30 protein-coding genes, 1 tRNA gene and 3 pseudogenes are annotated in these 24,507 nt (G+C 69.0%); 20 read left to right on the top strand and 14 right to left on the bottom strand.

Going from position 1 to position 24,507, the window contains the following annotated elements; all coding sequences use genetic code 11:
* Nucleotides 1-747, bottom strand: a complete 747-nt coding sequence (locus tag ACFYUV_RS41845) for an SDR family NAD(P)-dependent oxidoreductase (protein ID WP_358289304.1) — start codon at nucleotides 745-747, stop codon at nucleotides 1-3.
* 133 nt (nucleotides 748-880) lie between these two features.
* Between ACFYUV_RS41845 and mshA the strand changes: the two genes are divergently transcribed.
* The 6 genes from mshA (at nucleotide 881) to ACFYUV_RS41815 (ending at nucleotide 5,338) form a co-directional block, all read left to right on the top strand.
* Nucleotides 881-2,119, top strand: coding sequence for a D-inositol-3-phosphate glycosyltransferase (mshA, locus tag ACFYUV_RS41840; RefSeq protein ID WP_387679877.1), 1,239 nt, complete (start codon nucleotides 881-883; stop codon nucleotides 2,117-2,119).
* Between the two features lie 42 nt (nucleotides 2,120-2,161).
* A complete protein-coding gene (locus tag ACFYUV_RS41835; RefSeq protein ID WP_357967206.1) occupies nucleotides 2,162-2,641 on the top strand; it encodes a YbjN domain-containing protein in 480 nt (159 codons plus the stop codon).
* 39 nt (nucleotides 2,642-2,680) lie between these two features.
* Entirely contained in the window at nucleotides 2,681-3,424 is a 744-nt protein-coding gene (locus ACFYUV_RS41830) for a phosphoglyceromutase (protein WP_352355458.1), read from the top strand.
* Nucleotides 3,425-3,620: 196 nt separating this feature from the next.
* Nucleotides 3,621-4,346, top strand: coding sequence for a DUF433 domain-containing protein (locus ACFYUV_RS41825; protein WP_387679347.1), 726 nt, complete (start codon nucleotides 3,621-3,623; stop codon nucleotides 4,344-4,346).
* 9 nt (nucleotides 4,347-4,355) lie between these two features.
* Nucleotides 4,356-4,793, top strand: coding sequence for a hypothetical protein (locus ACFYUV_RS41820; protein ID WP_387679344.1), 438 nt, complete (start codon nucleotides 4,356-4,358; stop codon nucleotides 4,791-4,793).
* Between the two features lie 338 nt (nucleotides 4,794-5,131).
* Nucleotides 5,132-5,338 carry a hypothetical protein gene (locus ACFYUV_RS41815; protein ID WP_352319699.1) on the top strand — a complete coding sequence of 69 codons (207 nt, stop codon included), beginning with the start codon at nucleotides 5,132-5,134 and terminating at the stop codon, nucleotides 5,336-5,338.
* A gap of 27 nt (nucleotides 5,339-5,365) precedes the next feature.
* On the opposite strand, the gene ACFYUV_RS41810 is transcribed toward ACFYUV_RS41815, so the two are convergent.
* Together ACFYUV_RS41810 and phoU are read right to left on the bottom strand one after the other, a co-directional pair.
* The gene (locus ACFYUV_RS41810; RefSeq protein WP_387679342.1) at nucleotides 5,366-6,103 is read right to left on the bottom strand and encodes an SAM-dependent methyltransferase; all 738 of its coding nucleotides are present in this window, start codon (nucleotides 6,101-6,103) and stop codon (nucleotides 5,366-5,368) included.
* A gap of 201 nt (nucleotides 6,104-6,304) precedes the next feature.
* Nucleotides 6,305-6,949 (bottom strand): phosphate signaling complex protein PhoU, encoded by a 645-nt coding sequence (phoU, locus tag ACFYUV_RS41805; RefSeq protein WP_387679339.1) that lies wholly within the window; start codon nucleotides 6,947-6,949, stop codon nucleotides 6,305-6,307.
* 132 nt (nucleotides 6,950-7,081) lie between these two features.
* Here phoU and ACFYUV_RS41800 point away from each other — a divergent pair, with 132 nt between their 5' ends.
* Both ACFYUV_RS41800 and ACFYUV_RS41795 read left to right on the top strand, forming a co-directional pair.
* Nucleotides 7,082-8,254, top strand: coding sequence for a sensor histidine kinase (locus ACFYUV_RS41800; RefSeq protein WP_387679874.1), 1,173 nt, complete (start codon nucleotides 7,082-7,084; stop codon nucleotides 8,252-8,254).
* A complete protein-coding gene (locus ACFYUV_RS41795; RefSeq protein WP_352355444.1) occupies nucleotides 8,251-8,943 on the top strand; it encodes a response regulator transcription factor in 693 nt (230 codons plus the stop codon). Before ACFYUV_RS41800 ends, ACFYUV_RS41795 begins: the two co-directional genes overlap by 4 nt.
* Before the next feature lie 55 nt (nucleotides 8,944-8,998).
* Here the strand turns inward: ACFYUV_RS41795 and ACFYUV_RS41790 are convergent, their stop codons facing one another.
* Nucleotides 8,999-9,580: a copper chaperone PCu(A)C gene (locus ACFYUV_RS41790; RefSeq protein ID WP_352322347.1), complete on the bottom strand. Its 582-nt coding sequence runs from the start codon at nucleotides 9,578-9,580 to the stop codon at nucleotides 8,999-9,001.
* Between the two features lie 251 nt (nucleotides 9,581-9,831).
* On the opposite strand from ACFYUV_RS41790, the gene ACFYUV_RS41785 reads away from it, so the two are divergent.
* The 4 genes from ACFYUV_RS41785 (at nucleotide 9,832) to ACFYUV_RS41770 (ending at nucleotide 11,648) form a co-directional block, all read left to right on the top strand.
* Complete coding sequence (locus ACFYUV_RS41785; RefSeq protein ID WP_043624891.1) at nucleotides 9,832-10,314, top strand: CarD family transcriptional regulator; 483 nt, start codon at nucleotides 9,832-9,834, stop codon at nucleotides 10,312-10,314.
* 17 nt (nucleotides 10,315-10,331) lie between these two features.
* The gene (gene ispF, locus ACFYUV_RS41780; RefSeq protein WP_358289293.1) at nucleotides 10,332-10,802 is read left to right on the top strand and encodes a 2-C-methyl-D-erythritol 2,4-cyclodiphosphate synthase; all 471 of its coding nucleotides are present in this window, start codon (nucleotides 10,332-10,334) and stop codon (nucleotides 10,800-10,802) included.
* A 187-nt stretch (nucleotides 10,803-10,989) separates the two neighbouring features.
* Nucleotides 10,990-11,280 (top strand): GlsB/YeaQ/YmgE family stress response membrane protein, encoded by a 291-nt coding sequence (locus ACFYUV_RS41775; RefSeq protein WP_352322343.1) that lies wholly within the window; start codon nucleotides 10,990-10,992, stop codon nucleotides 11,278-11,280.
* Nucleotides 11,281-11,378: 98 nt separating this feature from the next.
* Nucleotides 11,379-11,648 carry a GlsB/YeaQ/YmgE family stress response membrane protein gene (locus tag ACFYUV_RS41770; RefSeq protein ID WP_352322341.1) on the top strand — a complete coding sequence of 90 codons (270 nt, stop codon included), beginning with the start codon at nucleotides 11,379-11,381 and terminating at the stop codon, nucleotides 11,646-11,648.
* A gap of 105 nt (nucleotides 11,649-11,753) precedes the next feature.
* Here the strand turns inward: ACFYUV_RS41770 and ACFYUV_RS41765 are convergent, their stop codons facing one another.
* Nucleotides 11,754-12,776 (bottom strand): DUF2637 domain-containing protein, encoded by a 1,023-nt coding sequence (locus ACFYUV_RS41765; protein WP_387679336.1) that lies wholly within the window; start codon nucleotides 12,774-12,776, stop codon nucleotides 11,754-11,756.
* 23 nt (nucleotides 12,777-12,799) lie between these two features.
* Between ACFYUV_RS41765 and ACFYUV_RS41760 the strand changes: the two genes are divergently transcribed.
* Entirely contained in the window at nucleotides 12,800-13,216 is a 417-nt protein-coding gene (locus tag ACFYUV_RS41760) for a PPOX class F420-dependent oxidoreductase (RefSeq protein WP_387679333.1), read from the top strand.
* Nucleotides 13,217-13,259: 43 nt separating this feature from the next.
* A complete protein-coding gene (cysS, locus tag ACFYUV_RS41755) occupies nucleotides 13,260-14,651 on the top strand; it encodes a cysteine--tRNA ligase (protein ID WP_387679330.1) in 1,392 nt (463 codons plus the stop codon).
* Nucleotides 14,652-14,697: 46 nt separating this feature from the next.
* Here cysS and ACFYUV_RS41750 read toward each other — a convergent pair.
* Nucleotides 14,698-15,222, bottom strand: a pseudogene (locus ACFYUV_RS41750) (NIPSNAP family protein); the annotation flags it as partial.
* Entirely contained in the window at nucleotides 15,107-15,883 is a 777-nt protein-coding gene (locus tag ACFYUV_RS41745) for a methyltransferase domain-containing protein (protein WP_387679328.1), read from the bottom strand. The gene ACFYUV_RS41745 and the pseudogene ACFYUV_RS41750, both read right to left, overlap by 116 nt.
* 423 nt (nucleotides 15,884-16,306) lie before the next feature.
* Here ACFYUV_RS41745 and rlmB point away from each other — a divergent pair, with 423 nt between their 5' ends.
* Complete coding sequence (gene rlmB, locus ACFYUV_RS41740; RefSeq protein WP_387679325.1) at nucleotides 16,307-17,278, top strand: 23S rRNA (guanosine(2251)-2'-O)-methyltransferase RlmB; 972 nt, start codon at nucleotides 16,307-16,309, stop codon at nucleotides 17,276-17,278.
* A gap of 20 nt (nucleotides 17,279-17,298) precedes the next feature.
* Nucleotides 17,299-17,371 (top strand) — tRNA-Thr (locus ACFYUV_RS41735).
* A 79-nt stretch (nucleotides 17,372-17,450) separates the two neighbouring features.
* On the opposite strand, the gene ACFYUV_RS41730 is transcribed toward ACFYUV_RS41735, so the two are convergent.
* Nucleotides 17,451-17,915 carry a hypothetical protein gene (locus ACFYUV_RS41730; RefSeq protein WP_387679323.1) on the bottom strand — a complete coding sequence of 155 codons (465 nt, stop codon included), beginning with the start codon at nucleotides 17,913-17,915 and terminating at the stop codon, nucleotides 17,451-17,453.
* Between the two features lie 231 nt (nucleotides 17,916-18,146).
* Here ACFYUV_RS41730 and ACFYUV_RS41725 point away from each other — a divergent pair, with 231 nt between their 5' ends.
* A complete protein-coding gene (locus tag ACFYUV_RS41725) occupies nucleotides 18,147-18,611 on the top strand; it encodes an RNA polymerase sigma factor (RefSeq protein ID WP_387679871.1) in 465 nt (154 codons plus the stop codon).
* On the top strand, nucleotides 18,604-19,524 hold the full coding sequence (locus tag ACFYUV_RS41720) for a hypothetical protein (RefSeq protein WP_387679320.1): 921 nt from the start codon (nucleotides 18,604-18,606) through the stop codon (nucleotides 19,522-19,524). The genes ACFYUV_RS41725 and ACFYUV_RS41720 overlap by 8 nt, the downstream gene beginning before the upstream one ends.
* 718 nt (nucleotides 19,525-20,242) lie before the next feature.
* Here the strand turns inward: ACFYUV_RS41720 and ACFYUV_RS41715 are convergent.
* Nucleotides 20,243-20,956 carry a DUF3027 domain-containing protein gene (locus ACFYUV_RS41715; RefSeq protein WP_387679316.1) on the bottom strand — a complete coding sequence of 238 codons (714 nt, stop codon included), beginning with the start codon at nucleotides 20,954-20,956 and terminating at the stop codon, nucleotides 20,243-20,245.
* Nucleotides 20,957-20,988: 32 nt separating this feature from the next.
* Complete coding sequence (locus ACFYUV_RS41710; RefSeq protein ID WP_387679314.1) at nucleotides 20,989-21,123, bottom strand: hypothetical protein; 135 nt, start codon at nucleotides 21,121-21,123, stop codon at nucleotides 20,989-20,991.
* A gap of 356 nt (nucleotides 21,124-21,479) precedes the next feature.
* Between ACFYUV_RS41710 and ACFYUV_RS41705 the strand changes: the two are divergent.
* Nucleotides 21,480-21,590, top strand: a pseudogene (locus tag ACFYUV_RS41705) (DUF5984 family protein); the annotation flags it as partial.
* Nucleotides 21,568-21,681 (top strand): annotated as a pseudogene (locus ACFYUV_RS41700) (hypothetical protein); the annotation flags it as partial. The pseudogenes ACFYUV_RS41705 and ACFYUV_RS41700, both read left to right, overlap by 23 nt.
* 51 nt (nucleotides 21,682-21,732) lie before the next feature.
* Here ACFYUV_RS41700 and ACFYUV_RS41695 read toward each other — a convergent pair.
* The 4 genes from ACFYUV_RS41695 to ACFYUV_RS41680 all read right to left on the bottom strand — a co-directional run bounded on the left by ACFYUV_RS41695 (nucleotide 21,733) and on the right by ACFYUV_RS41680 (nucleotide 24,492).
* Nucleotides 21,733-22,755: a hypothetical protein gene (locus tag ACFYUV_RS41695; RefSeq protein WP_387679311.1), complete on the bottom strand. Its 1,023-nt coding sequence runs from the start codon at nucleotides 22,753-22,755 to the stop codon at nucleotides 21,733-21,735.
* Between the two features lie 108 nt (nucleotides 22,756-22,863).
* A complete protein-coding gene (locus tag ACFYUV_RS41690; RefSeq protein WP_387679308.1) occupies nucleotides 22,864-23,457 on the bottom strand; it encodes a hypothetical protein in 594 nt (197 codons plus the stop codon).
* A gap of 76 nt (nucleotides 23,458-23,533) precedes the next feature.
* Complete coding sequence (locus ACFYUV_RS41685) at nucleotides 23,534-23,785, bottom strand: hypothetical protein (RefSeq protein ID WP_387679305.1); 252 nt, start codon at nucleotides 23,783-23,785, stop codon at nucleotides 23,534-23,536.
* Entirely contained in the window at nucleotides 23,782-24,492 is a 711-nt protein-coding gene (locus ACFYUV_RS41680; protein WP_387679303.1) for an ankyrin repeat domain-containing protein, read from the bottom strand. Before ACFYUV_RS41680 ends, ACFYUV_RS41685 begins: the two co-directional genes overlap by 4 nt.
* Nucleotides 24,493-24,507: the final 15 nt, after the last annotated feature.

Genomic DNA, 24,507 nt, shown 5'->3' with positions numbered 1-24,507 from the left:
TCAACCGCCGCTGACGCGGTGCACCTTGTGCTGGGCGGCCTGGGCGCGCGGCCTGATCACCAGGCGGTCGATGTTGACGTGCGACGGGCGCGTCACGCACCAGGCGATGGCGTCGGCCACGTCGTCGGCGGACAGCGGGTCGGGGACGCCCTCGTACACGCGGGCGGCGGCCGTCTCGTCGCCGCGGAAGCGGGTGACCGCGAAGCCCTCGCTCTTGACCATGCCCGGCGCGATCTCGACCACCCGGACCGGCTGCCCGACCAGCTCCAGGCGGAGGGTCTCGGCCATCGCGGACTGGGCGTGCTTGGCCGCGCAGTAGCCGCCGCCGCCCTCGTACGAGACCAGGGCGGCGGTCGAGGTCAGCATCACCAGCACGCCGTCGCCCGACTCCACGAGTTTGGGGATCAGCGCCTGGGTCATGCGTAGGGAGCCGAGTACGTTCGTGTCGTACATCTGCTGCCAGTCGTCCAGAAGGCCGTCCGTGACCGATTCCATGCCGAGCGCGCCACCGGCGTTGTTGACCAGCACGTCGCAGCGGTCGAGCGAGCCGACCAGCGCGTCAACCGACTCCTGAGAGGTCACGTCGAGCGTCACCGGCCTGATCGAGGGCACCTCCGCGGCCAGCTTGTCCAGCCGGTCGCGGCGTCGTGCGCCCGCCACCACCACGTAACCTTCAGCGGCGAGCCGCCGCGCGGTCGCCTCGCCGATCCCGCCGCTCGCGCCGGTCACCACTGCCGTTCTCTGCATGCCCCTCATCCTGCCAGGGCGGACGCGGTGCGAACCGCCGCAGGGAATGTCGAAAAAATTCGGATGGTTGTATTCCGCTTGGAGGTGATGTCGAGTGAGGCGACGACGGGTCAGCCGGGTCGCGACCATCAGCATGCACACATCGCCATTGGACCAGCCCGGCACGGGCGACGCCGGTGGGATGAACGTGTACATCGTCGAGTCGGCCAGGAGGCTGGCGCAACTCGGCGTGGAGGTGGAGATCTTCACCAGGGCCACCGCCCGCGACCAGCCACCCGTGGCCGAACTCGCCCCAGGCGTCCTGGTACGTCACCTGACGGCAGGGCCGTACGAGGAGATGGACCGCGCGGACCTTCCCGGGCAGCTGTGCGCGTTCCTGTCCGAGGTGCTGCGCACCGAGGCCATGTACGAACCGGGTCACTACGACGTCATCCATTCCCACTACTGGCTGTCCGGGCAGGTCGGCTGGCTGGCCAAGGAGCGCTGGGGCGTGCCGCTCGTGCACACCATGCACACCATGGCCAAGGTCAAGAACCTGCTGCTCGCCCAGGACGACAAGCCGGAGCCGCAGGCCCGCGTGGTGGGCGAGGAACAGGTCGTGGAGATCGCCGACCGCCTCGTGGCCAACACCGCCGACGAGGCCCGCGAGCTCATCGACCTGTACGGCGCCGCCCGGCAGCGGGTGGCCGTCGTGAACCCCGGCGTCAACCTCACCGTCTTCCAGCCCGCCTCGCAGGGCGCCGCCCGGCAGCGGCTCGGCCTGCCGCAGGACGCCCGCGTGCTGCTGTTCGTCGGCCGCATCCAGCCGCTCAAGGCCCCCGACGTGCTGCTGCGCGCGGCCTCGCGCATGCTCATCGACGACCCCTCGCTGCGCGGCCGGCTGGTCGTCGCCTGCGTCGGCGGGCCGTCGGGCAACGGGCTCGCCCGGCCGTCCATCCTCGCCGAGCTGGCCGGTGAGCTGGGCATCTCCGACGTCGTCCGGCTCGTGCCGCCGGCCCCGCAGGAGGAACTGGCCGACTGGTACCGGGCGGCGGACGTGACGGTCGTGCCGTCCTACAGCGAGTCGTTCGGGCTCGTGGCCCTGGAGTCGCAGGCCTGCGGGACGCCGGTCGCCGCCGCGGCCGTGGGCGGGCTGCGCACCGCCGTCCACGACGGGGTCTCCGGCGTGCTGGTGGACGGGCACGACCCGGACGAATGGGCCCGCGTCCTGCACCGCCTGGTCACCCTGCCGGACTGGCGTGAGCAGTTGTCGCGGGGGGCGCGCACGCACGCGGCCGCCTTCGGCTGGCAGGCGACGGCGGGCCGGCTCATGGAGGTGTACGCGGGCGCCGTCGCGAACCTGCACAAGGTGCCCGTGGCGCTCAACTTCTAGCGGCTGGACGGCCTCACGTCGCGCGCTCCTAAGCTGTATCCCATGCGCGATGTCGTCGAAGCCGCGCTCAAGGCCGCGGACGTCTCCTACGACGAGCCGCGGCCCGGGGCGTTCCTGGTCAAGCTGCCCGGACAGCACAAGCTCGCCACCATGACCTGGCTGATCGTCGGCGAGCGGGTGCTGCACGTCGAGGCGTTCTTCTGCCGTCAGCCGGACGAGAACCACGAGGAGTTCTACCGCTGGCTCCTCGGCAAGAACGGCGCCATGTACGGCGTGCACTTCTCCCTCGACCCCGTCGGCGACGTCTATCTGGTCGGCCGGGTGCCGCTGGCCGCCGTCAGCGAGGAGGAGGTCGACCGGCTGCTCGGCTGCGTGCTGACGTACGCCGACGACTGGTTCGACCGGGCGCTGGAGCTGGGCTTCGCCTCCTCCATCAGGCGGGAGTGGGAGTGGCGTGCCAAACGCGGCGAATCCCTGGCCAACCTGCAGGCTTTCGCCCGATTCGCCGACCCCGGGCAGTGACCTGCCGGCGCTCCGGGCGGCGGCCATAGGATTGGCCGCATGGCGACTTTGGTGCTGCTACGGCACGGTGAGAGCGACTGGAACGCGAAGGGCCTGTTCACCGGTTGGGTGGACGTCAGCCTGTCGGCCAAGGGCGAGGACGAGGCCCGGCGCGGCGGCCGGCTCCTGCAGGAGGCCGGTCTGCGGCCCGACGTCCTGCACACCAGCCTCCTGACCCGGGCCATCCAGACGGCCCAGCTCGCCCTGGGCGAGGCCGACCTGCTCTGGCTGCCGGTCAAGCGCAGTTGGCGGCTGAACGAACGCCACTACGGGGCCCTGCAGGGCAAGAACAAGGCCCAGACGCGTGAGGAGTTCGGCGACGAGCAGTTCATGCTCTGGCGCCGCTCGTACGACGTGCCGCCGCCGCCCATCGCCGACGACGACGAGTACTCCCAGGCCGGCGACCCCCGTTACGCCCTCCTGCCGCCGGAGCTCATGCCGCGCACGGAGTGCCTGAAGGACGTCGTCGACCGCATGCTCCCGTACTGGTACGACGAGATCGTCCCCGACCTGGCCGCGGGGCGCACGGTCCTGGTGACCGCGCACGGCAACTCGCTGCGGGCCCTGGTCAAGCACCTCGACGGCATCGGCGACGACGACATCGCCGGGCTCAACATCCCCACGGGGATCCCGCTGGCGTACGAGCTGGACGCCGACTTCAAGCCGCAGGTGCGCGGCGGGCGCTACCTCGACCCGGAGGCCGCCAAGGCCGCCATCGAAGCAGTGGCCAACCAGGGCCGCTGACCCCACAGCCCTTCGGGCGCACGAGGGGACTCTCCCGTCCCCTTGTGCTCTCCCGGCCTGGGCCTGCGTTCGCCCTCGTGACGTGTCGGGACGACGGTGCCTGCGCCGGAGCGTGGATGATCGATTTGAAAGACGGGAGATTGCGAGCATCCGGTCGCGGATTTCCCTAGGCTGAGCCTGAAGGGAGAGGACTCTGATGGAACCGCGCGACCACGTTCCACGTAGTGGGCTGATCAGCGACTTCCGCTATGTCACCCCCCTGTACAGCAAGAGCCAGGCGGCAGACCTGATCGGCGTTCCGCGTGAATCCTTCCGCAACTGGTCCGTCGGCTACGCGTACAAGCGGATGGACGGCGTCACGGTGGCGGTCGAGCCCCTGGTGACGACCGCCGGCGCACAGGAGCCGACCGTGCCGTTCGTCGGTCTGGCCGAGGCGTACATGCTGGCCGCCTTCCGCAGGGCAGACGTTCCGATGCGGCGCATCAGGCCGGCCATCCGCTGGCTTGAGGAGAACATCGGGCTGGAGCAGGCGCTGGCCAGCGAGCGGCTGATGACCGACGGCGCTGAGGTGCTGTGGGACTTCAGGGAGCACACCGACGATCCCGTGGAGCGCGAGGCGGTCGACGGGCTGGTCGTGGTACGCAGCGGTCAGCAGGTGTTCCGGCCGATCGTCCGTGACTACCTGCGACGCGTCACTTACGTGGACGGTTGGATGAAGGTGATCCAGCTTCCGGGCTACGACCGCGTGGCGGTCACGGTCGACTCATGGATCAACGGCGGTCAGCCGACCGTCGCCCGACGAGGCGTCCGTGTCGCCGACGTGCTCAACCGCCTGCGGGCCGGTGAGGACAGCCAAGAAGTGGCCGAGGACTACGACCTCCAAGTGGACGAGGTCGAAGGTCTTCTGCCGCAGGCGGCGTGAGAGGAAGGCATGGCGGACGATGCGCGCGCCTCCGGGTTCACCTTCTTCCTGGACCGCGGATTAGGCTCCCGCATCGTCCCCCAAGCCCTGCGCGAGGCCGGCTGGGTCCTGGAAACGATGGACGAGCGCTACGGGGCGGACGCCTCCCAGCGCATCGCTGACGTTCAGTGGATCGAAGAAGCCACGATTCGCGGCGACATCCTGTTGTGCAAGGACCTTGCCATCACCCGGAACCTGGTGGAAGCGCGCGTCATCTACACGAGCGGCGCGCGCATATTCGCGCTGGCGACCGCCAGGATGGTCGGGAAGGAGATGGCAGCGGCCTTCCTCGGCAACGAGGCTCAGATCGTCCATGTCGTGAGGCGGGTGATCGAGCCGTTCGTTTTCGCGGTCGGTCACGAGGGGCTGCGGCGAGCCCGATTGCGCTATCCCGTCGATGGGGCGTGACCACGAAGACTGCTAGGTGCCGGTCTCGATGCTGTGTCGAGATGCAGCCGTGCAGCGGCCGACGCCGCCCTTCTTGAGGGCGGATCGGCGCTGTCATGCCAGCGTCACCTGCCTGGACGTCCGCGATGGGCGAGGGCTTGGGGCTGGGGGGCGGGGGTGGGGAAGGTATGTCACTGATGCCGGACACTGAAATGTGTGGGCCGTCTTGCGGCGAGGTGCCTATGCTTTCGGGGATGTGAGCACCTCTGCCAGAGCTGAGCGCTCCTGCCCCCTTCCGTCCGCCGGGGAAGCCCGCGTTCCGGGCGGGACGGTCTGACGTGCCGACGTGGGAGCCCCATGTGTCGCGCGGGCTCGTACGCGTGGTCGAAGCGTCGTGTTGCGAGGAGTACGTCCTGTGCTTCGAGGCGGCGCAGTTCTTCGTGCGGCGGGTCACCGAGCGCGGGGACCACGAGGAGACCGCCAGGGGCCCGTACGCCCGTGCCGCCGCGGTCTGGGCCGAGCTGGCGCGGCGGCATGTGTGCAGGAGCCGGCAGGCGGCCTCCTGACGCCGGCCGAGGAGCGGGCGCGGCCCGTCAGTCGGACGTCGGGCGCAGGACGAGGGTGACGAACCCGAAGACGTCCCGGTAGACGCGCAGCCACTCGGCGCGGTGGGTGTCGGCCGTCGTGAGGGCCTCGCACCTGTCCGGATGGTCGGGGTTGTCCAGAGCCCAGGACGCCAGCGAGCCCGTCCAGGCCCATTCGTAGTCGTCGAGCTCCTGGCGGGTGCTGATGTGGCCGTGCACCGGCGTCCAGCCGTCGGCGGTGACGCGGTCCATCAGGGCCGGCAGGCCGGTGAGCTCGCCCAGCATCTCCACCGCCGCGGCGGACGGCTCCCCGGCCCAGAAACCGTCGCCGACCAGGACGCGCCCGCCGGGGGCCAGGTGCTCGCGCGCCGCCGCGAGCGTGGGCGGAAGGCCGCCGAACGCGTGCGTCGCCCCGACGCTGATCACCAGGTCGAACGCGTGCGGCGAGGTGAACTCGGCGGCGTCCGCACGATGGAGGACGAGCCGGTCGTGGACGCCGAGCGCCTCCGCGCTCTCGCGGGCGTGCGCCAGCGAGCCCTCGGCGATGTCCACGCCCTCCGCCCGCAGCTTGGGATGCGTGCCCAGCGCGCGCAGCAGCCACTCCCCGCCGCCGCAGCCGAGGTCGAGCACGCGTGAGCCGCCCTCGGGGAGGGCGCGGTCGAGCAGGCGGCGCACCGAGTCGTCGTCGAGCGGAGCCGCGATCGGATGGTCCGCGTGGGCGAGTCGGGAGATCTGTTCACGATTCACCGGCGGAGCCTGCCACATGCGGAGACGTCACCGCATCCGCTTTTGGCCAGGAGACAGGGCGCTTGGCGGGCGTCTGTCGCTGCTTGCCGCTGTTCGTCCCGCCGGATCGCCCCATGCCCGGCCGGGGACGTGCGAAGCGGGCGGCCCCCCGACAGGTGCCGCCCGCTGCGTCCGGGTGAAGAGCTCGCCTCCGGGAGGCCGTCAGCTGGGACGGGTGCCGGTGACCAGGTAGACGACGTCCCGCGCCACCCGCACCGCGTGGTCGGCGTACCGCTCGTAGTACCGGCCGATCAGCGTGATGTCGATCGCCGGCTCCACGCCGTGCTGCCAGTCCTTGGCCAGGATGTTGCGGAACAGCCGGCGGTGCAGCCGGTCCATCGCGTCGTCGTCCTCCTCCAGCTCAAGGGCCGACTCCACGTCCCTGGAGGCCACGCAGCTCCCGGCCTTGGTGACCAGGTTCTCGGCGATCTGCCCCATTTCCACGATGGTCGAGCGAGTCTCGGGCGGAATGGCCGAGTCGGGGTGCCGCAGCCGGGCCACCTTGGCCACGTGGACGGCGAGGTCGCCCATGCGTTCGAGGTCGGTGCCCATGCGCAGCGCCGTGATGACCATTCGCAGGTCCACCGCGACCGGCTGCTGCCTGGCCATCAGCTCGAAGATCGACGTCTCGATGTCGGCGAAGAGGGCGTTCACCTCCTGGTCGCGGGAGATGACGCTCTCGGCGAGCTGGAGGTCGGCGTCGAGGAGGGCCGTGGTGGCACGGGAGATGGCCGAGCGGACCAGCCTCGTCATCTCGACCAGCTTGCCCGTCAGGAGATCAAGTTCTTCATGGTACGCGTCGCGCATGTCGTCACCGTACGTGCCGCTCGATGAACGAACCTCTACTGCGAGATGAACTTTCCAGGAAAGGGCCGTTCATCCGCAGGTGAGAGGTCTGTCCCTTGGACTTCGCCACCTACCATCGGAGGCATGAGTGAGATGGCCATGAGCTTCGCGGCCCTGGCCGGGTTCGTCGTGGGAGCCCTGGCGGTCCTGTTCTACCGGAACCAGATCGAGGCTCCGAAGAGGACCGATTCAGCCGACGGCGTCGAGACCGGAGCGGCGCTGCCGCAGGGCGTGGCCTCCGTGCTCGCCGTGCTCCCCTCGTCCGCCGTCGTGCTCGACGCGCACGACCGCGTGCTGCGCGCCAGCTCGGCCGCGCGCGCGTTCGGGCTGGTCAAGGGCGACAGGCTGATGGCCGCGGAGCTGCTCGCACTGGCAAGACAGGTACGCCGCGACGGCGAGATCCGCGAGAGCGAGATCGACGTCGCCGGCCACAAGTTCGGCCAGGAGACGACGAACTTCGCCGTCCGCGTCGCCCCCCTCGGCTCCTACGGCCAGGTGCTGGTGCTGGCCGAGGACCAGACCGAGCGGCGCAGGGTCGAGGCGGTGCGCCGCGACTTCGTCGCCAACGTCAGCCACGAGCTGAAGACCCCCGTGGGCGCGCTGAGCCTGCTGGCCGAGACCATCCAGGACGCCGCCGACGACCCTGAGGCGGTCACCCGCTTCGCCGGGCGCATGCAGCACGAGGCCGCCCGGCTCACCTACCTGGTCCAGGACCTGATCACGCTGAGCAGGATCCAGGGCGCCGAGCCCATCCCCACCCCGGGCCAGGTCGCCATCGACGAGGCCGTCCACGACGCCATCGACCACTGCAACACCAAGGCGGTGGCCAAGGACATCACGCTGGTCACCGGCGGCACCGAGGGCCTGCGCATCTGGGGCGACGACGAGCTGCTCGTCACCGCCCTGCGCAACCTCATCGACAACGCCGTCGCCTACAGCCCCGAGCACACGCGGGTCGTGGTCAGCGTCCGTCCGGCCGGCGACTCCGTCGAGATCAGCGTCAGCGACCAGGGCATCGGCATCCCCGAGGAGTCTCTGGAGCGCATCTTCGAGCGCTTCTTCCGCGTCGACGCGGCCAGGTCACGGGCGACCGGCGGCACGGGGCTCGGCCTGGCCATCGTCAAGCACGTCGCCGCGGCCCACGCGGGCGAGGTGTCCGTCTGGAGCAAGGAAGGCTCCGGCTCCACCTTCACCCTCCGTCTGCCCGCCTTCGGCGGCACGGCGGTGGCAGTACCACCCTCGATTCCCCTGGAGACCGCAAAATGACCAGAGTTCTAGTGGTTGAGGATGAGGAGTCCTTCTCCGACGCCTTGTCCTACATGCTGCGCAAGGAGGGCTTCGAGGTGTCGGTCGCGGCGACCGGGCCCGAGGCGCTCGACACGTTCGACCGCAACGGCGCGGACCTCGTGCTGCTCGACCTGATGCTGCCCGGCCTGCCGGGCACCGAGGTGTGCCGCTCGCTGCGGCAGCGCTCGAAGGTGCCGGTCATCATGCTGACCGCCAAGGACAGCGAGATCGACAAGGTCGTGGGCCTGGAGCTGGGCGCCGACGACTACGTGACCAAGCCGTTCTCCTCGCGGGAGCTGGTGGCCCGCATCCGCGCGGTGCTGCGCCGTCAGGGCGACGTGGTGGAGGAGCTGGAGACGGCCGTCCTGGCCGTGGGCCCGGTGCGCATGGACGTCGACCGGCACGTCGTCGCGGTGCGCGGCGCCCAGGTGCAGCTGCCGCTGAAGGAGTTCGAGCTGCTGGAGGTGCTGCTGCGCAACGCTGGCCGGGTGCTCACCCGCGGCCAGCTCATCGACCGCGTCTGGGGCGCCGACTACGTGGGCGACACCAAGACGCTCGACGTCCACGTCAAGCGCCTGCGGGCCAAGATCGAGGCGGACCCGTCGAACCCGCGCTGCATCCTCACCGTGCGCGGCCTGGGCTACAAGTTCGACGCCGCCGAGGAGTGAACGACCCTTGTTCTGGTACGTGGGTTCGTACCAGAACAAGGGTTCTCTCATGCCGTCAGTGGGCCTCTTCGGTGGCCGTGGGGGTGGGCGACGCCGAGGGCGTCGCGACCGGGGTGGCGTTGGGGGCGGCGGGGTAGTCCTTGAACTCACGGCTGCGCGTGACCACAGGGACGTTCAGGGTCACTGTCCCGGCGTTGGCGAACTGGAGGTCCAGACGCACGCTCTCGCCGCCTCTGAGGCTCGTGGAGATGCTCTCCAGCATCAGCTGGGGCTGCGGCTTGCCGGTGTTGACGAGCTGGTTGGGGGGAAGCTGGATCGGCGTGGCGACCTTCACGGACCCGACAGAGCCCGCGGAGACGGCCTGGAGCGTGTCGGCGGCGCCCGCGGTGTTGAGGATGTTCAGGTAGATCGGGGCTGAACCGCGCCACGGGAGCTGGGCGCCGGAGTCGGGGCCGAGGATGAACGCCTGCGGGATGTGAATGCCGCGCGTGCCATAAGCACCCTGGTCGATGAGTGCGACCGCCTCGTTCGGGGCGTACGGCTTGTTGGTGTTGGCGTCGAATCCTGCCCCGCAGCCCGCGAGCACGGGGGCTGCCAAGAACGCGGCGGCTACGACAATCCAGCGACGGCTGGTCACGTGCGGGTTCTCCTTGCTCTTGCGCGGTATGGCGCATGGGGTGTTGGGCAGCGCCTACCATATCCACCTGAATCCATGGTCATATCCGCACCCCTGCAGGTCATTCGCTATGTCCGGAAATGCGATTCATACGGTCGAGGACTTGTCAAGCCCCAATATGCGGCTTTGACCTGCAGTTATGAGGATTTCACTGTTCCGGGAGCCTGTGGATGCGTGGTACCCTGGAGTACAGCGGAAGGGGTACTTGTCACATGACTTTCCAGGTCGGCGACACTGTCGTCTACCCCCACCATGGGGCTGCTCGGATCGAAGCAATCACGAAGCGATCCATCAAGGGTGAGGAAAAGACCTACCTGGTGCTCAAGGTCGACAAGGGCGACCTTACCGTCCAGGTGCCAGCAGAAAACGCGGAACTCGTCGGTGTGCGCGACGTCGTCGGCCAGGAAGGCCTTGAGCGGGTTTTCGATGTTCTTCGGATGCCGCACACGGAAGAGCCGACCAACTGGTCGCGCCGTTACAAGGCCAATCTGGAGAAGCTCGCCTCCGGCGATGTGAACAAGGTTGCGGAGGTGGTTCGCGACCTGTGGCGTCGCGACCGCGAGCGCGGCCTGTCAGCGGGCGAGAAGCGCATGCTCGCGAAGGCTCGTCAGATCCTCGTCAGCGAGCTCGCGCTCGCCGAGAAGACCAATGAGGACAAGGCTGAGGCCCTGCTCGACGAGGTTCTCAACTCCTGAACACGAATCTTCCACGGGTGGGCGTCGGAGTCGACGTCCACCCGTTCGCTTCGGCGGACTCGGGGCGTGAGCTCAGCCTCGCCGGCCTGCACTGGCCGGCCGAGATCGGGCTCGACGGCCACTCCGACGGCGACGTCGCCGCGCATGCCGCCTGCGACGCGCTGCTGTCCGCGGCCGGCCTGGGCGACCTGGGCGGGCTGTTCGGCACGTCCGATCCCCGCTGGGCCGGGGCTTCCGGGGTCACCCTGCTGGAGGAGACCGCCCGCCAGGTGCGCGCGGCGGGCTTCGAGATCGGCAACGTGGCCGTCCAGGTGATCGGCAACCGTCCCAAGATGGCTCCGCGGCGTACCGAGGCCGAGCTGGCGCTCGGCGGCGCCGTGGGGGCGCCGGTGAGCGTCTCGGCCACCACCACCGACGGGCTCGGGCTCACCGGGCGCGGCGAGGGGATCGCCGCCATCGCCACGGCCCTCGTGGTCAACCTTTCCTAGGCATTCAGCGTCTTATGTGTGGGATACGTGAGGGTGTCCCGGCGGGTCGTCGCCGAACCCGCCAACTGTGGGGGCGGCGGTTCGTCACTGGCGCGGTACGGACCGCCGCCTTCCTCAGGGGGTAGTTTCCCCAGGTGTCGGGTATGTCCCCCTCTAAGACATGTGAACGTCTCGGGGGGAGCTACACATGATCGGCGCGATCGTTTCCGCAGTAGTCATCGGCGCCATCGTCGGTGCGCTGGCCCGGCTGATAGTGCCTGGCAGGCAGAACATGTCCATCGGCCTGACGCTCATCGTGGGCATCGTGGCCGCCCTGATCGGCACCCTGATCGCCCAGGCGTTCGGCTGGGCCGACACCAAGGGCATCGACTGGCTCGAACACATACTCCAGCTCGTCCTGGCTGTGGTCGGCGTGCTCCTCGTGACGCGGATGGGCTGGGGAGGACGCGGTGGACGTACCGGCCGAACCACGACCTGACCTGCTCGTTCGTAAAGCCGGCGCATAATCGCCGGCGATCGGGTAGCGAAGCTCCCCGTGAGAGTGAACGGCTCACTCTCACGGGGAGGTTTCGTGTCATGACCATTCAGTCCATCCTTGGCGCCATCGTGATTGGCGCCGTCATTGGCGCAATCGGTCGCCTGCTGCTGCCCGGCAGGCAGGCCATCGGGTGGATCCTCACCATCGTCGTCGGCATCGTCGCCGCCCTGCTGGGCACCCTCATCGCCCAGGTGCTCGGCGTCGAGACGACCCCCGGCATCGACTGGATCGAGCTCGTGATGCAGGTCGTCCTGGCGATCGTCGGTGTCGGCCTGGTCGCCGGCCTACGCCGCGGCTCCAGGGTCTAGCGGGCGCCAGGGGTGTAGACGAGATAGACGCACACGAAACGGCCCGTCCGGGATCATCCCGGACGGGCCTCTCGTGCTTCTCGCGTTTTTTTCGGGACGTGGCCGCTATTCCTCGGGGTCCGGCGGGCGCGGAGTGCTGCGCAGGCGGCCGGAGGGGGCCTGGGTGTCCTCGTGGATCACCGGGTGGGGCGCGGTGGCCTCAGAGTCGCTCTGGGGCGTCCGGGGCTCGTCGGCGGCGGGGCGGGTCCGGCGGTCGTCCTCGATGACGGGGACGGGCTGGGTGTCGACGTCGCGCGTGTCGGTGGCCCGGGTGTCGGTGCGTGGGTGGACCAGGACGTCGGTCGGCTTCACCCGGTCGCCCCACCGGACCGGCCGCCTCAACGGCTCGGGTTCCGGTTCCGGTTCCGGTTCCGGTTCCGGTTCCGGTTCGGGTTCCGGTTCCGCTTCCGGCTCGGGCTCCGGTTCGGGTTCCGGTTCGGGCTCAGGGGCTCGTACAGGCTCGGGTTCGGGCTCTTGCACGGCCCGCCACTCGGACACCTGGGCCGGGACCGGCGGCGTCTCCGGCGCGGCCGTGGGCCCCACCAGCGGCGTGGACTCCAGCACCGGCGGGGGCGCCTCGGTCACCAGCGGCGGCGGCGTGTCGGCCGCGCGGCCCGGGTGGAAGGGCACGAAGTCGTCGTCGTCCGCCTCCTCGCGCGCCGCGCCCCGGTGAGCCTGGACGTGCTTGATCAGCAGCAGCCAGAGCCACAGGGCCACGGCCAGCATGACCCAGGGCGCCAGGGCCACGCCCACGGCCACCTGGCGCGCGTCGAAGGTGAACCGCAGCGCGGTCGCCACGTTGGCCGCCGCGGCGGCCACGATGAGCAGGACCAGCACGGTGGCGGCCTGTGCCCGCACCAGCGGCAGGGCGGGACGCAGCAGCAGCACGCCGAGCAGCGCGACCACGAGCAGCGCGTCGAAGGCGGCCGGATAGAGGAAGGCGAGGTCCTGCCGCGCCTCGCCGGTGACGGCCAGCGCGCGCAGATCGTCGAAGGACAGCGCGCAGGCGGCTCCGGTCAGAGCGGCCACCGCGAGCCCGGCCAGGGCGATGCCCAGGCGACGGAGCGTAGAGGGGGGAGTCACGTCCATGGCGCCTTCGAGACTACAGAAGAATGAGGATCACGACCGATCGAGGGAGACACATGCCCGAGCTGCCGGAAGAAGCGCGCGAACTCCTGGATGCCCCGAATCATGCGACGGTGACCAGCCTCAACCCCGACGGCGGACCGCAGTCGACCGTGGTGTGGGTGCGCACGGACGGCGACGACGTCCTGTTCTCGACCGTCCGGGGGCGGGTGAAGCCGCGCAACTTCGAGCGCGACCCGCGGACGAGTCTGCTGGTCATCGACCCGAAGAGCCCCGACCGCTACGTGGAGGTGCGCGGCCGGGTGACGATCGAGGAGGACCCCGAGGGCGCGTTGATCCAGGAGCTGGCCCAGAAGTACACGGGCGAGCCGTGGGAGGACAAGCCGGGCACCGAGCGCCTGATCATCCGGATCCGTCCCGACAAGGTCACGGTACGAGGCTGAGTAATCGGCCTACGAGAGCCCCCGAGGCGTTAGCCTTGCCATCGTGAGCCTGCACATCTACGACACCAGCACGCGCGCCATCCGTGAATTCGTTCCGGTCGAAGCCGGCCGGGCGTCGATTTACCTGTGTGGGGCCACCGTGCAGGCTCCTCCGCACATCGGGCACATCCGCTCAGGCGTGAACTTCGACGTGCTCAGGCGCTGGCTCACGCGTTCCGGATACGACGTGACGTTCTGCCGCAACGTCACCGACATCGATGACAAGATCATCAGGGTGTCGGCCGCGGAGGACGTGCCCTGGTTCGTGATCGCCGAGCGCAACCAGCGGGCCTTCACCTGGGCCTACGACACGCTCGGCTGCCTGCCGCCCACCGTCGAGCCGCGGGCCACCGGCCACGTGCCCGAGATGATCACGCTGATGGAGCGGCTGATCGAGCGCGGCCACGCCTACGCCTCGGGCGGCGACGTCTACTTCAGCGTCCAGTCCTACGCCGACCACTACGGCAAGCTCTCCAACCAGAAGCTGGAGAACATGCGGGCCGCGGCCGACACCGACGACGAGTCGCTCAAGCGCGACGCGCGCGACTTCGCCCTGTGGAAGGGCGCCAAGCCGGGCGAGCCGACCTGGCCCACGCCGTGGGGGCTCGGGCGTCCCGGCTGGCACCTGGAGTGCTCGGCGATGGCCACCAAGTACCTCGGGCCGACGTTCGACATCCACGGCGGCGGCATCGACCTGATCTTCCCTCACCACGAGAACGAGATCGCCCAGTCGCAGGCCGCCGGCGACGGCTTCGCCCGCTACTGGATGCACAACGGCATGCTCAAGATCGGCGCCGAGAAGATGAGCAAGTCGCTCGGCAACTCGCTGCTGATCCCCGAGATGGTGCAGAAGGTGCGTCCGGTGGAGCTGCGCTACTACCTGGCCGCGCCGCACTACCGTTCCTCGATCGAGTACTCCGAGGAGGCGCTGCTGGAGGCGGCGGCGGCCTACCAGCGGATCGAGGGCTTCGTCACCCGCGCCGCCGAGGTGATCCACGACGTCGACGCCGACGCGCCCCTTCCGCAGGCGTTCGCCGACGCGCTCGACGACGACCTCGGCACGCCTCAGGCGCTCGCCGTGGTGCACGAGGTGGTGCGCGAGGGCAACGTGGCGCTGTCGCGGGGTGACAAGGAGGCCATCGCGCGCCTCCTCGCCGAGACCCAGAACATGCTCGACGTGCTCGGCCTCGACCCTCGCTCGCCGCAGTGGCGCGGGGGCGGCTCCGACCTGTCGCCGGTGGTCGACGCGCTGGTGGCGGTGGCCCTGGAGCAGCGCAAGGCCGCGCGGGCCCGTAAGGACTACGCGGCGGCCGACGCGATCCGCGACCAGCTCGCCGCGGCGGGCATCACGGTCGAGGACACGCCGCACGGCGCCCGCTGGGAGCTGGCCCGCTGACCTTCCGCCGCTCCTGAGTGACGGCGGGCGCCTTTCGCGTCCGCCGTCAGCCGCGGAGGGCCGTGACGGCGGCGTCGGTGGTCTCGATCACGATCGTGTGGTAGCCGTCGATGCGCGAGACGATGCCCTCACGCGGGCCCTGGTGCCATGCCGGGCTGGTGTAGAAGGCGTCCTCCTGCTCGTCGCGGATCTGTTTCGAGGGGAACGCGCGGATGAGGTACGCCTCCTCGTGGCCGTCCTCGTCCACGAGGGAGGCGCCGCTGCTCACCACGTCGATGCCGGCCTTCGCCAGGAGGGGGAGGGCTTCTTCGTGCATGATCCGGAGGAAGTCTGCGCGGGTGCCGGGTTTGAGGCGGTAGGTGCGGATCTCCAGGATCATGCGGCTGCTCCTTGGGGGATGGTCGGGGTGGTGCCGGGTGGCGGGCACGTTATTCGGTGGTCGCTGACATCCTCCGTCAGTGTTTCGGGGCTCGTGCTCGGGGGGGCTGGCTGATGGAGTTTGGGGTTTCCGGCTTGTCCATCGGCTTGGCGGTCGGTTCGTCGGTCGGTTTGTCGGTTGGTTTGTCGGTTGGTTTGTGGGTTGGTTTGTGGGCCAGGAAGAAGGCTTGGCGGCCTGAGCGGGGTCTTTCGCTCTCGTCGGGTTCGCGGATGAGCTGGGCGTCCAGGGGCAGGCCGGCCTTGGCGAGGAGGTCGGCGATGTGCTCCGGGGGAGTCCAGTAGACGTCCAGTGACAGCTTGTGGCCGTAGCCCTGGCTGAGATGGCGGCGTTCGTCGCCGACCTTGAACGCGATCAGCAGGTGGCCGCCCGGCGCCAGCGCCCGGTGGATCTCGGCGAACACCGTCGGCAGGAGCTCCGGCGGGGTGTGGACGGTCGAGTACCACGCGACGGCCCCGGCCAGGGACGCGTCCGCCAGGTCCAGCGCGGTCATCGAGCCCACTTCGAAGCGGAGGCCGGGGTGGCTCCGGCGGGCGACGTCGATCATCCTTGGCGACAGGTCGATGCCGAAGGCGTTCACCCCGAGGGCGTGGAGGTGGGCGGTGACGCGGCCCGGTCCGCAGCCCAGGTCGGCCACCTCTCCGGCGTCCGGGCCCTGCACGAGCTCGGCGAACGCTCCCAGCATGGCCCGGTCCAGGGGCTTGGTGTCGAGTTCGTTCCTCAGCAGGTCGGCGTATTCGGGGGCGACGGTGTCGTAGGCCGTTCGGGTGGCTTGGAGGTAGGCGGACTCAGTCATGGCCAAGGACCATAACCGGCCTTTGGGGTGGGGGCGGGCGCTTTCGGAGTCGTCTGGGGCCGGTTCGAGGTGGGCGCCGTTTGCACTGTGCGGGGGCTGTTCGGGGGCGGTTTGGGGGGTGGGGGCTGTGCTGGGAGAGGGCGGGCGGGCCTGCGGTCGTCGCGATGTGCGGTCACGGCGTCGCGGGCGGCCCGATCTCTCGTGCAGCCCGATGAGGCGATTTGTGGTGATGTGCTGACGCAAGACGCTAGGTGAGGTGGTGAGCGGCGCGTTACGTGCGCTCTGAGGGCAGGCGGCTCGGCGGGTGAGCCGCGGCCGGTCGTGTGCGGACGTCTGTGTGCGGACGCCGTCCTTCTTGGTGGGATCGGATGGGGGCTTGCCCGGCGGGATCGGGTGGGTCGACGGGCCGATACCCTTGATGGCATGGCAGCAGGCGGTAGGGCATCGGGCAGGCCCGCGAAGAAGAAGGGCCCCTCCAAGGGCACCGGGGGCCAGAAGCGCCGGTCGCTCGAGGGCAGGGGCGCGACGCCGCCTGCCGAGATGCGCCACTGGTACAAGGACAAGGCCAGGTCCGAGCGCATCGCCAGGGAGGACCGCGGCGGCGAGACGCGCCGTCCGGGCAGCGGCCCGGCCCGGCAGAAGCGTTCCGAGGACGCCCCCGAATACATCGGCGGCCGTAACCCGGTGCTGGAGGCGCTGCAGGCCGGGGTGCCCGCCAACGCCCTCTACGTGGCCCAGCGCGTCGAGAGCGACGACCGCGTACGCGACTCCATCAAGATCGCGGCAGAGCGCGGGATCGCGCTGCTCGAAGTCACCCGCGACAAGCTCGACCGGATGACGGAGGGCGTCGTCCACCAGGGCATCGCGCTCCAGATCCCCGCCTACGACTATGCGCATCCGTCCGAGCTGGTCGAACTGGCCCAGGACGCGGCCGAGGTCCCGCTGATCGTGGCGCTCGACTCGGTCACCGACCCGCGCAACCTGGGCGCCATCGCCCGTTCCGCCACCGCGTTCGGCGCGCATGGCCTGCTCATCCCGTCCCGCCGCTCGGCCGGGGTGACGGGTGGCGCCTGGAAGACCTCGGCCGGCACGCTCGCCACGCTGCGGGTCGCCCGCGCCTCCAACCTGACGGCCGCCCTCCGCGAATACCGCGAAGCCGGCCTCTTCATCGTCGGCCTCGACGGCGCCGGAAAGATCGACATCGGCGACGCCGACCTCCTCGCCGAGCCGCTCGTGGTCGTGGTGGGCTCCGAGGGGAAGGGCCTCGGCCGGTTGGTCCGGGAGCAGTGCGACGTGGTCGTCCGCATCCCCATGCAGGCCGCCGCGGAATCCCTCAACGCGGGGGTCGCCGCCGGTGTGGCACTGTACGAGGTCGCTCGTCACAGGCGCCGCTAGCGTCTACACTGGTAGGCCGTGCCGACGTAGCTCAATCGGCAGAGCATCTGTCTTGTAAACAGAAGGTCAGGGGTTCGATTCCCCTCGTCGGCTCTGCACGTAGAAGGCCCTTTCCCGTGATCGGGAGAGGGCCTTTTCTATCTCGTGCAGCAGGGTTGTACAGCAACCGGCTCTAACCGAAGATGTCCTGTCCTTCGCGGCCTGAGGGGTCCATGGTGAGCAGGCTCTCATGAAGACCTTGTACGGCCCTGCCAGTGAGTTCGCCTGACGGTGTGGTTTCCATGAGGCGCCAGCCAGGGGTGTCCTTGGGTGCGTCGTCGTCGCGGCCGTGGGCGGTGAGGCTGTAGAGGAGGCCGAACGCTGTTTCGTAGGCGGCCACCTGGGCGACGCGTGCAAGGTCGGTGGGGTCCGCGCCGTCGGCGAGCAGTCGAGCAGCCGCGGGAATGCCTTCCAGCGCTCCCGGTGTGGCCCAGCCATTGATCAAGTCTGGCCATATGCGCCGCAGCGCCAAGAAGCCAGCCAGCTGAGGTATGTCCTCTGAGATCTCTGAGGCAGCCCACTCCTGAGGGGCATCGGCGCCCAGCGTCGCGAAGAGATTCTGCAAGGCGAGCACTGCAGCGCGATCGGCTTCGTTCATTCCGCCATCTCAGCATGGCACGCGATGAGAAGGGGCCCTGGAATCCGCCCACAGCATGTCCGTTCACCTGATGCACCTCTGACGGCGCTCATGCCGGCACTCGGTCGAGGGGGCGGCCTGGTTCTGCTGCGATGTCATGCAGCCGGCACATTGATCGGCAACCCGTGTGACCATTCTCGCCGCGGTGGCGTCTGTATGTGACGTGACAATCGAAACCGTTCGGGGGGCGACATCATCGAGGAGCTGTATCGCGAGCACTGGCCGCTCGTGTGCGGGTTCCTCTTGCGCAGGATCCGCGATCCGCATCTCGCCGAGGACCTGGCGCAGGAGACGTTCGTCAAAGCGACCAGAGCGCTGCTCGGTTGGCGGGGTGATAACGCGGCGGCGTGGCTGCTTACGATCGCGCGCAACGTCCTGGTCGATCACGTACGTAAGAGCCGCCGCGAGATGGCCCTACCGAACCCTGACGAGTTGGGTGTGCCGCCGCTGCACGTGGAGTCGCTGGACGTGCGCGACGCGCTCGAACGGTTGCCCGAGCAGCAACGCCGGCTGCTCACGCTGGTCTACTTCGAGGGGTTCTCGATGGTGGAGGTGGCTGCGATGACCGGCAGGTCGCACAACTCGATCAAGACCGCGGTGTGGCGGGCGAGGGCCGCCTTCGCCGACCTTTACGAGGAGAGCCATGAACATGCCTGAAATGCCAGACCTGCCGGACTTTGACCCCAAGCGCACCCGGCGCGCGGTCCGGCGGGGGTTGTTCAGGACGGTCACCATCGTGCTGGCCGTGCTGGCGCTGCTCGCGGTGGCCGCGACCGAGGGGTCGTCCCTGGTGCAGACCCGCGGCGACCGGGAACGCCGTATGCAGGCCGTGCTCGGCACCGCATTCAAGATCTACAACCCGGCGTATACGGTGACGATCGGCTCCTGTTGCCAGACCACGCCCCTCTCGATGTCGTTCGAGGTGGCCGCGCGTCCCATCGCGCCGACCGGAGACTGGCCGGCCGGGAGCGAGTCGTACGCGATCAGTCAGGACTTCTTCGGCCGCGTGGGTCGCCTGCCGTTGGGCAGCACCGCCCACACCAGGCTTTCCCAGTCTCTGTTCGACATGGGCACCACGCTGGCGACCAAGGACGACGTGCGCGCGGTGCTCGCCCGGCTGCCCGCCGACCTCAGCTCGCTGGCGGTGGTGGAGTTCGAGCAGCCGCTCGGCGAGGCCGAGATGAAGTCGGTCGTGAAGCAGTACGGCACCTGCGCCGAACGGATCGTGTACGAGCGCAGACCCGGCTCCCTCCCTGTCACCTGGGGCTTCGACTACTGGAACGACGCGATGGACCTCGGCAAGGGCGGCGACAACACCGAGGACATGTGCGGTGGCAACCTGCCGCAGTTCCGCGCCTGGGTCGCCCTGCTGCGTGACCACGACAACGCCAACCTGCGCTCCTTCGACCTGTCCCTGGATCGGCTGCGCAAGGCAGCCGAGGCCGGGCTCGCCTACGGCTATGTGGACCAGCTCAGCTCTGTCCGCGAGCTGCGGGAGCTGCTCAAGGACCCGAGGGTACGGACGATCCGTCTGGCCGGTGTGGCGTTCGACCTGGACCGGCCCCGCTGAGGGCCATCGCTGTCGACCACGTCTTGGCCCGGTCGGACTTCCGGCGGCTTCGCCGGACGCGTGCCCTGCCCCGGCCACTACCGACGACGCGGCGACCCGCTCTCACGAAATTTACGAATGTAGTACGGGATGGAATCTGATGATCAGGAACGGTTTCTCTCGCCAGGGGTGCGCATCGAAGTGATGCAGGCCATGACGATCGCTGACTTCGGTTCAGGTCTCTTAGAGTGCGTTACGTGAGCTGACGCCCTTTTCGTCGTTGCGGTTGGATGAGGTCTGCTGGTCGATGGGTCGCCGCTCGGTCTGTCGTCACGGGGTTCAATTCCCCTCGTCGGCTCTGCAACAGGAAGCCCCTGAACAGGCGTAATGCCGTCAGGGGCTTCCTTGTTTGTCAGGACAATGTTGCGATCTTGCTGACATTCTCGCTGCGCGGCTAGGGTGTGAGTTCGTTCATCCCCGTCTGCCGTCGGCCCAGGACGAACAGAGTGGGCCTGGGTGACTGGGGGCAATGTCGTTCGCCTGGTGGAGCACTTCGCCTCGGCCTCGTGGTCAGGACCGCTTCCCTCGCGGACTGGGTGATCAGCAGAGATGCCCGCGCCGAGCGTTCTCGTTGCGTGCTGACGCCCCGGCAGGGAGCCACGAAGACATCGAAGTCGGAGTCGGTGCTCTTGAGGATGCCGGGGAGCAGGTAGTCGTACAAGTGCTGGGTGATTCGTCCTCAGGTGGCGGGTGGGGGGCCGGGGGCGTGCATCACTCTTTTGCGTTCTGCGGCCAGGCGCCTGACGCGTTTCGTGTGGCCCGCCCGGGCGAGGGTTTCGAGGGTCGCCGGATCGGAGGTGGTCGCCGCGAGCCTGAGCTGCAACCACTCCGACCACTCGCCGGGTTGACCGGCCGGCCCGCCCGCCAGACGTTCGAGATCTTGCGCGCGGGCCTCGGCTCGCTCCCGATCCTGTCCGGCAGGGGCCAGATCGATCCACTCTCGCCGCTCGTCCGCGGTCACCGCCTCCAGCGCGCGCAGGGTCACGGCCAGTGCCAGCTCCCGGTCGGGCTCTTCGGTCAGCGCGTCGCGCAGCAGCGACAAGCCACGCTCGTCCGTGTTGTTCAGTGCGTCGAGGTACAGCCTCTGCCGTCGATACGTCTCGTGGTCCTCCGGCACGGACCAGGTTCCCGACTCCTGGAAGGCGTCACACCCGTCATGCTCGAAACGGATCCGCCCGTCGAAGGGGGAGGCCGCATTCGCGCACGCACCGTAATCGTTGCCCAGCGCGCCGGCCAGCGGGAACCAGAATCGGCAGGCGCCGCACTGCTCGGGGTACCACTCTTCTCGATAATCGGGATCCTCGGTACGGCGATGGCGCTCCGCAAGCCACCGTTCGTGAATTGCGGAGCACTCGGCCTCGCTATGGCCAGCATGGTCGGGAGTATTTGTCATTGGTCAGTGATGATCCTCAGGGTTATATGTGATCATTCACGGTCGGCCGGATCCTGGCCCTGGCGATCGAACTGTTCCCGGGTGATCGTCATGTCGACCCAATCGACCGGCGACCGTCTGTCGGCGTATCCGTGGACCAGCACCAGCCCCGGCTTGAGAGCCGCCACGCTGTCGGCGGAGAAGTTGACGTCGCTGGTGCTGGGAGTCGGACGGCCGCACTTTGCCCGTCCAGAGACGGCGCGATGAAGTGCACGTCGTCTCTGACGCCGGTGGACCCCGCTATGGGAGGGGAGACATCGACGCAGAGGGGCATCCGATCATCGTCCTGGCATGGTGCGATCACGCATAAGCGGCGCATATAGGCACGATAAGCGAAGCCGACCTCGTTGCCGTGGCCTGTGATCAGAGCGCCTTGGAACCGTGGCAGGGCCGTGTAGGGGGCGGCATCGGAAGATCGTCTGGTGCCATGGCGCGAGGAACGATGGATGGTTGATCAGATTTCGCTTCCGGATGCGTCCGCTCTCTGAGGTCGCGCCATGGGGGTGATGATCGAGCCGTCCTGCGTTGGTTTGCGCTGACTGACGGCTGGTACTGGATCGAGGCCGACGGTCATGAGCTGTTCAGGCGCAGCGGAGACGCGACGAGGTGGCTCTTGCGGGCCTCTCACTGGTCGTGCCGTCTTGCCTACCTCGGAGTTCGTCGCAGCGATCGAGGATTTCGGACGTCAGGTGATCAAAGCCATGGAGAAGCGGATCGTTGACCTTGAGCGCGGAGGTCTACGCGAACGGGGCCAGGTACGGGCGGTCCTGCATCGAGTCGTGGATGCGGCGCAGCCACGGTGGCCGAACCGCCGTCAGGCGCTCCAGTGCGTTGAGGAATGCGCGCCCATCGGGACGGAACAGCGTGTGTGGCAGCAGCGCGGGCGGGTCGTCACGGCGTACCGCGGCAGGCATCCCGCGCGCCGCGGGCATGAGCCGTCGATCGTCGTCGAAGGCCAGGTACGTCCACACGTCCGCAGCGAGCGGCACCACCGTGCCCGCGTCGCACGGCCATACCTCGCCGGTCTGCGGGTGCTTCGGCACCAGGGCGAGGTCCGTGATCGGGGTGGACAGGCCGGGGCCGGCCAGGACGAGGTGTCGTTCCGGCGGCCCGGGAGGGAGGAGGCTGTCGATCGTCCGGCGAAACGTCTCCGCGACGAGCCCCTCAGGGACGGACACCCGCCTGCCGCCCGAGACCACCACCAGATGTGCCAGGGCCACCGCGATTGCGGCCTCCCGCTGGGGGCTCCAGAAACCCAGCGGATCAACGGGCGGCGTGCTCGGCAGTTCCGTCCAGTCCATCACGCGTTGGACGGGACCGGCGACGGCGACGGGACGCACGGCGTCCGGTTCCAGCCACACCACCTGCCAGAACCCGCAGTCGTCGACGCGGGTCGCCACCGGGCGGCCGCACCCGGCGCAGGCCAGGTTGGGGCCGTACTGGCCGTCCCAGCCGCAACAGCAGCCGCCCAACCGGTCCGGGATGAAGACGGTTCCGCGCACATCGCCCGGCGCGATCCCGATCCTGTCCGGAGGGCCCGTGATGCAGTACATCAATTGCCGGACGCCGTGATCTTCCGGTTCGGGCGTCAAAGGAGCCCTTGCTCGGCCATCCCCAGGGTCCACGACGTATGTTCCCGGCTCCAGCAGACCGGGGAGCAGGTCATGGCCGTACTTCTGGCCGGAGTGGTCGGGGAGCGCCACCCGCGCCACCCGCGCGGTCAACACGGCGCCGCACGACGCACAGGAGAAGACGACCAAACAGCCTCCCTTGCCGCATACAAGGCGATCATGGTGGCACAACATCCCGCCTCGCGGGGAAACGTGCAGAATCACCGCGTCGCTGGAGCCGGTCGAGGATGAGAAGGCTCAGGTGATCGCGAAGTGCTGGTCGAGGGCTGCGATGAGCCGGTCGGCCACCCCTGGGGTAGTGATCGTCGCCCACTGCCGGGCGAGGTCGAGGAACCCGGAGAAGTGCTGTTGGGCTGTGGTGAGCAGGCTGGAGAGCTCGTCGCGAGTGACCTCGATGGACGGAGAGTCCTCAAAGTGCTGCCGGAGCTGGATGACGTGGCCCACATGGGTGATGTGCGGCGTGGGGTCGTGTCCGAGCCAGGGTTCGCGCCCGCGAGGCACGTCCCACCAGTCCCGCCAGTTCTCCAGGCCGAAACAGCAACCGGGCAAGACGTCGACGTCGGTGGTGGTCTCGCGGAGACGCAGACCGCCCGAAGCGATCAGGCCGCCCCTTTCGGCGAGGTGCCGTTGCAGATGCGCCTCGGTCAGATCGGCGGCGTTCGTGATCGGGAGGTCGTTGTAGCTGAAGATCACGGCCATGGCCGTCCCGACGTCGGCGAGAGACATCCGGCCGGAGAGAGCGAGAAAGCGGTCGTTCGACCGCTCGTTGATCGGCCAGGCCGTGAAGTCCACCGCGTCGTGGGTCTCCAGGACGACTTCGATGATGACCATGGTCGGCAGTATCCAGGCATCGGGTGTCCGTGCAGCAGCCGATGGTGCCGGCCGTGCATCGTACTTGGTCCGTACGTCAAGCCCAGAAGTCCCTTTCGGGCAGTCGTATCCAGGCGCCGGGTGGGTCGATGATCGGCCGGGCGTCGGTCAGGCGCAGGCCCGCGCCGGCGCAGCAATACGCCGGACAGCGGTCGCGGTAGAGGTAGGCGGAGAGGATCTCCTCGGTGGGGGCGTCAGTGGGGACCATGAAGGCGCTGACCGGCTCCCAGGCGATGACCTCGCCGTCTCGGGCGAGGTGCCCGAAGAGGCATTTGGGGTTCGAGTTCATGCTGTAGCAGACCGTGCCTGTCGAGACGCGCCTGCAGAGGCCGGGAGTGCAGGCGGCATGTCCCCAGGGTTGTGTGATGACGCAGCGCCGGGCACGTCGGTGATGCCGACGATCCGGTCGGCGTCCGGGACGTCGTACCAGCCCTCGCACAGGGCGTCGACGTCCACGTCATCGGCAGGGGTGGCCTCCAGGCGCGCTGTCGCCTCGGCTGCGCTGATGCCGGCCACGCAGGCCAGGCTCAGGCCTTCGTAGTTGAAGTCTCCGAGCGCGGGGATCAGCCGCTTGGCCTCCGCCGCGGCGGCGGCCTCGGTCTTGGAGAGGCCCATCTCTGACGGGGGGACGGGGATAAGGCCGGGAGCGGGACCGGCCAGGTTGAGGCGGCCAGGGGACCAGCCGTTCATCATGCGGCGCCACGGGTCCGCTCCAGCGGCGACGAGGGCACGGGCGTTGTCGGTGCGGCCTTTGAAGACGGCCGTCCAGAGCGCGGTACGACCCCGGTGTTCGGCGTCGACGTCATCGACCCGTGCGGCCAGTTCGGCGACCACCTCCGGCGAGCCTCGCTCAGCCGCGACGTGCAGCGGCTTGTCGAAGAGAGGCACGCCGGAGTTCGGATCAGTGCCCGCGGCGAGCCGAGCTCGGATCAGGTCGAGGTCCGTCCATTCGTCCCAGCCGACGATCCACCATCCGACATCGTCGGTAGTGGTCATGGGAATCCTCCAGAT

This window comes from Nonomuraea sp. NPDC003560 (genome assembly GCF_042878785.1).
Taxonomy (GTDB): Bacteria; Actinomycetota; Actinomycetes; order Streptosporangiales; family Streptosporangiaceae; genus Nonomuraea.
The sequence above is the reverse complement of the archived record's forward strand: the minus strand, read 5'-3'. Positions and strand labels throughout refer to the sequence as shown.

Bases quoted from the DNA above. Each gene is read 5' to 3' on its own strand.
- ACFYUV_RS41845 (WP_358289304.1), bottom strand. From the start codon at position 747: ATGCAGAGAACGGCAGTGGTGACCGGCGCGAGCGGCGGGATCGGCGAG.
- mshA (WP_387679877.1), top strand. From the start codon at position 881: ATGCACACATCGCCATTGGACCAGCCCGGCACGGGCGACGCCGGTGGG.
- ACFYUV_RS41835 (WP_357967206.1), top strand. From the start codon at position 2,162: ATGCGCGATGTCGTCGAAGCCGCGCTCAAGGCCGCGGACGTCTCCTAC.
- ACFYUV_RS41830 (WP_352355458.1), top strand. From the start codon at position 2,681: ATGGCGACTTTGGTGCTGCTACGGCACGGTGAGAGCGACTGGAACGCG.
- ACFYUV_RS41825 (WP_387679347.1), top strand. From the start codon at position 3,621: ATGGAACCGCGCGACCACGTTCCACGTAGTGGGCTGATCAGCGACTTC.
- ACFYUV_RS41820 (WP_387679344.1), top strand. From the start codon at position 4,356: ATGGCGGACGATGCGCGCGCCTCCGGGTTCACCTTCTTCCTGGACCGC.
- phoU (WP_387679339.1), bottom strand. From the start codon at position 6,949: ATGCGCGACGCGTACCATGAAGAACTTGATCTCCTGACGGGCAAGCTG.
- ACFYUV_RS41800 (WP_387679874.1), top strand. From the start codon at position 7,082: ATGGCCATGAGCTTCGCGGCCCTGGCCGGGTTCGTCGTGGGAGCCCTG.
- ACFYUV_RS41795 (WP_352355444.1), top strand. From the start codon at position 8,251: ATGACCAGAGTTCTAGTGGTTGAGGATGAGGAGTCCTTCTCCGACGCC.
- ACFYUV_RS41785 (WP_043624891.1), top strand. From the start codon at position 9,832: ATGACTTTCCAGGTCGGCGACACTGTCGTCTACCCCCACCATGGGGCT.
- ACFYUV_RS41775 (WP_352322343.1), top strand. From the start codon at position 10,990: ATGATCGGCGCGATCGTTTCCGCAGTAGTCATCGGCGCCATCGTCGGT.
- ACFYUV_RS41770 (WP_352322341.1), top strand. From the start codon at position 11,379: ATGACCATTCAGTCCATCCTTGGCGCCATCGTGATTGGCGCCGTCATT.
- ACFYUV_RS41765 (WP_387679336.1), bottom strand. From the start codon at position 12,776: ATGGACGTGACTCCCCCCTCTACGCTCCGTCGCCTGGGCATCGCCCTG.
- ACFYUV_RS41760 (WP_387679333.1), top strand. From the start codon at position 12,800: ATGAGGATCACGACCGATCGAGGGAGACACATGCCCGAGCTGCCGGAA.
- ACFYUV_RS41745 (WP_387679328.1), bottom strand. From the start codon at position 15,883: ATGACTGAGTCCGCCTACCTCCAAGCCACCCGAACGGCCTACGACACC.
- rlmB (WP_387679325.1), top strand. From the start codon at position 16,307: ATGGCAGCAGGCGGTAGGGCATCGGGCAGGCCCGCGAAGAAGAAGGGC.
- ACFYUV_RS41730 (WP_387679323.1), bottom strand. From the start codon at position 17,915: ATGAACGAAGCCGATCGCGCTGCAGTGCTCGCCTTGCAGAATCTCTTC.
- ACFYUV_RS41720 (WP_387679320.1), top strand. From the start codon at position 18,604: ATGCCTGAAATGCCAGACCTGCCGGACTTTGACCCCAAGCGCACCCGG.
- ACFYUV_RS41715 (WP_387679316.1), bottom strand. From the start codon at position 20,956: ATGACAAATACTCCCGACCATGCTGGCCATAGCGAGGCCGAGTGCTCC.
- ACFYUV_RS41690 (WP_387679308.1), bottom strand. From the start codon at position 23,457: ATGGTCATCATCGAAGTCGTCCTGGAGACCCACGACGCGGTGGACTTC.
- ACFYUV_RS41685 (WP_387679305.1), bottom strand. From the start codon at position 23,785: ATGAACTCGAACCCCAAATGCCTCTTCGGGCACCTCGCCCGAGACGGC.
- ACFYUV_RS41680 (WP_387679303.1), bottom strand. From the start codon at position 24,492: ATGACCACTACCGACGATGTCGGATGGTGGATCGTCGGCTGGGACGAA.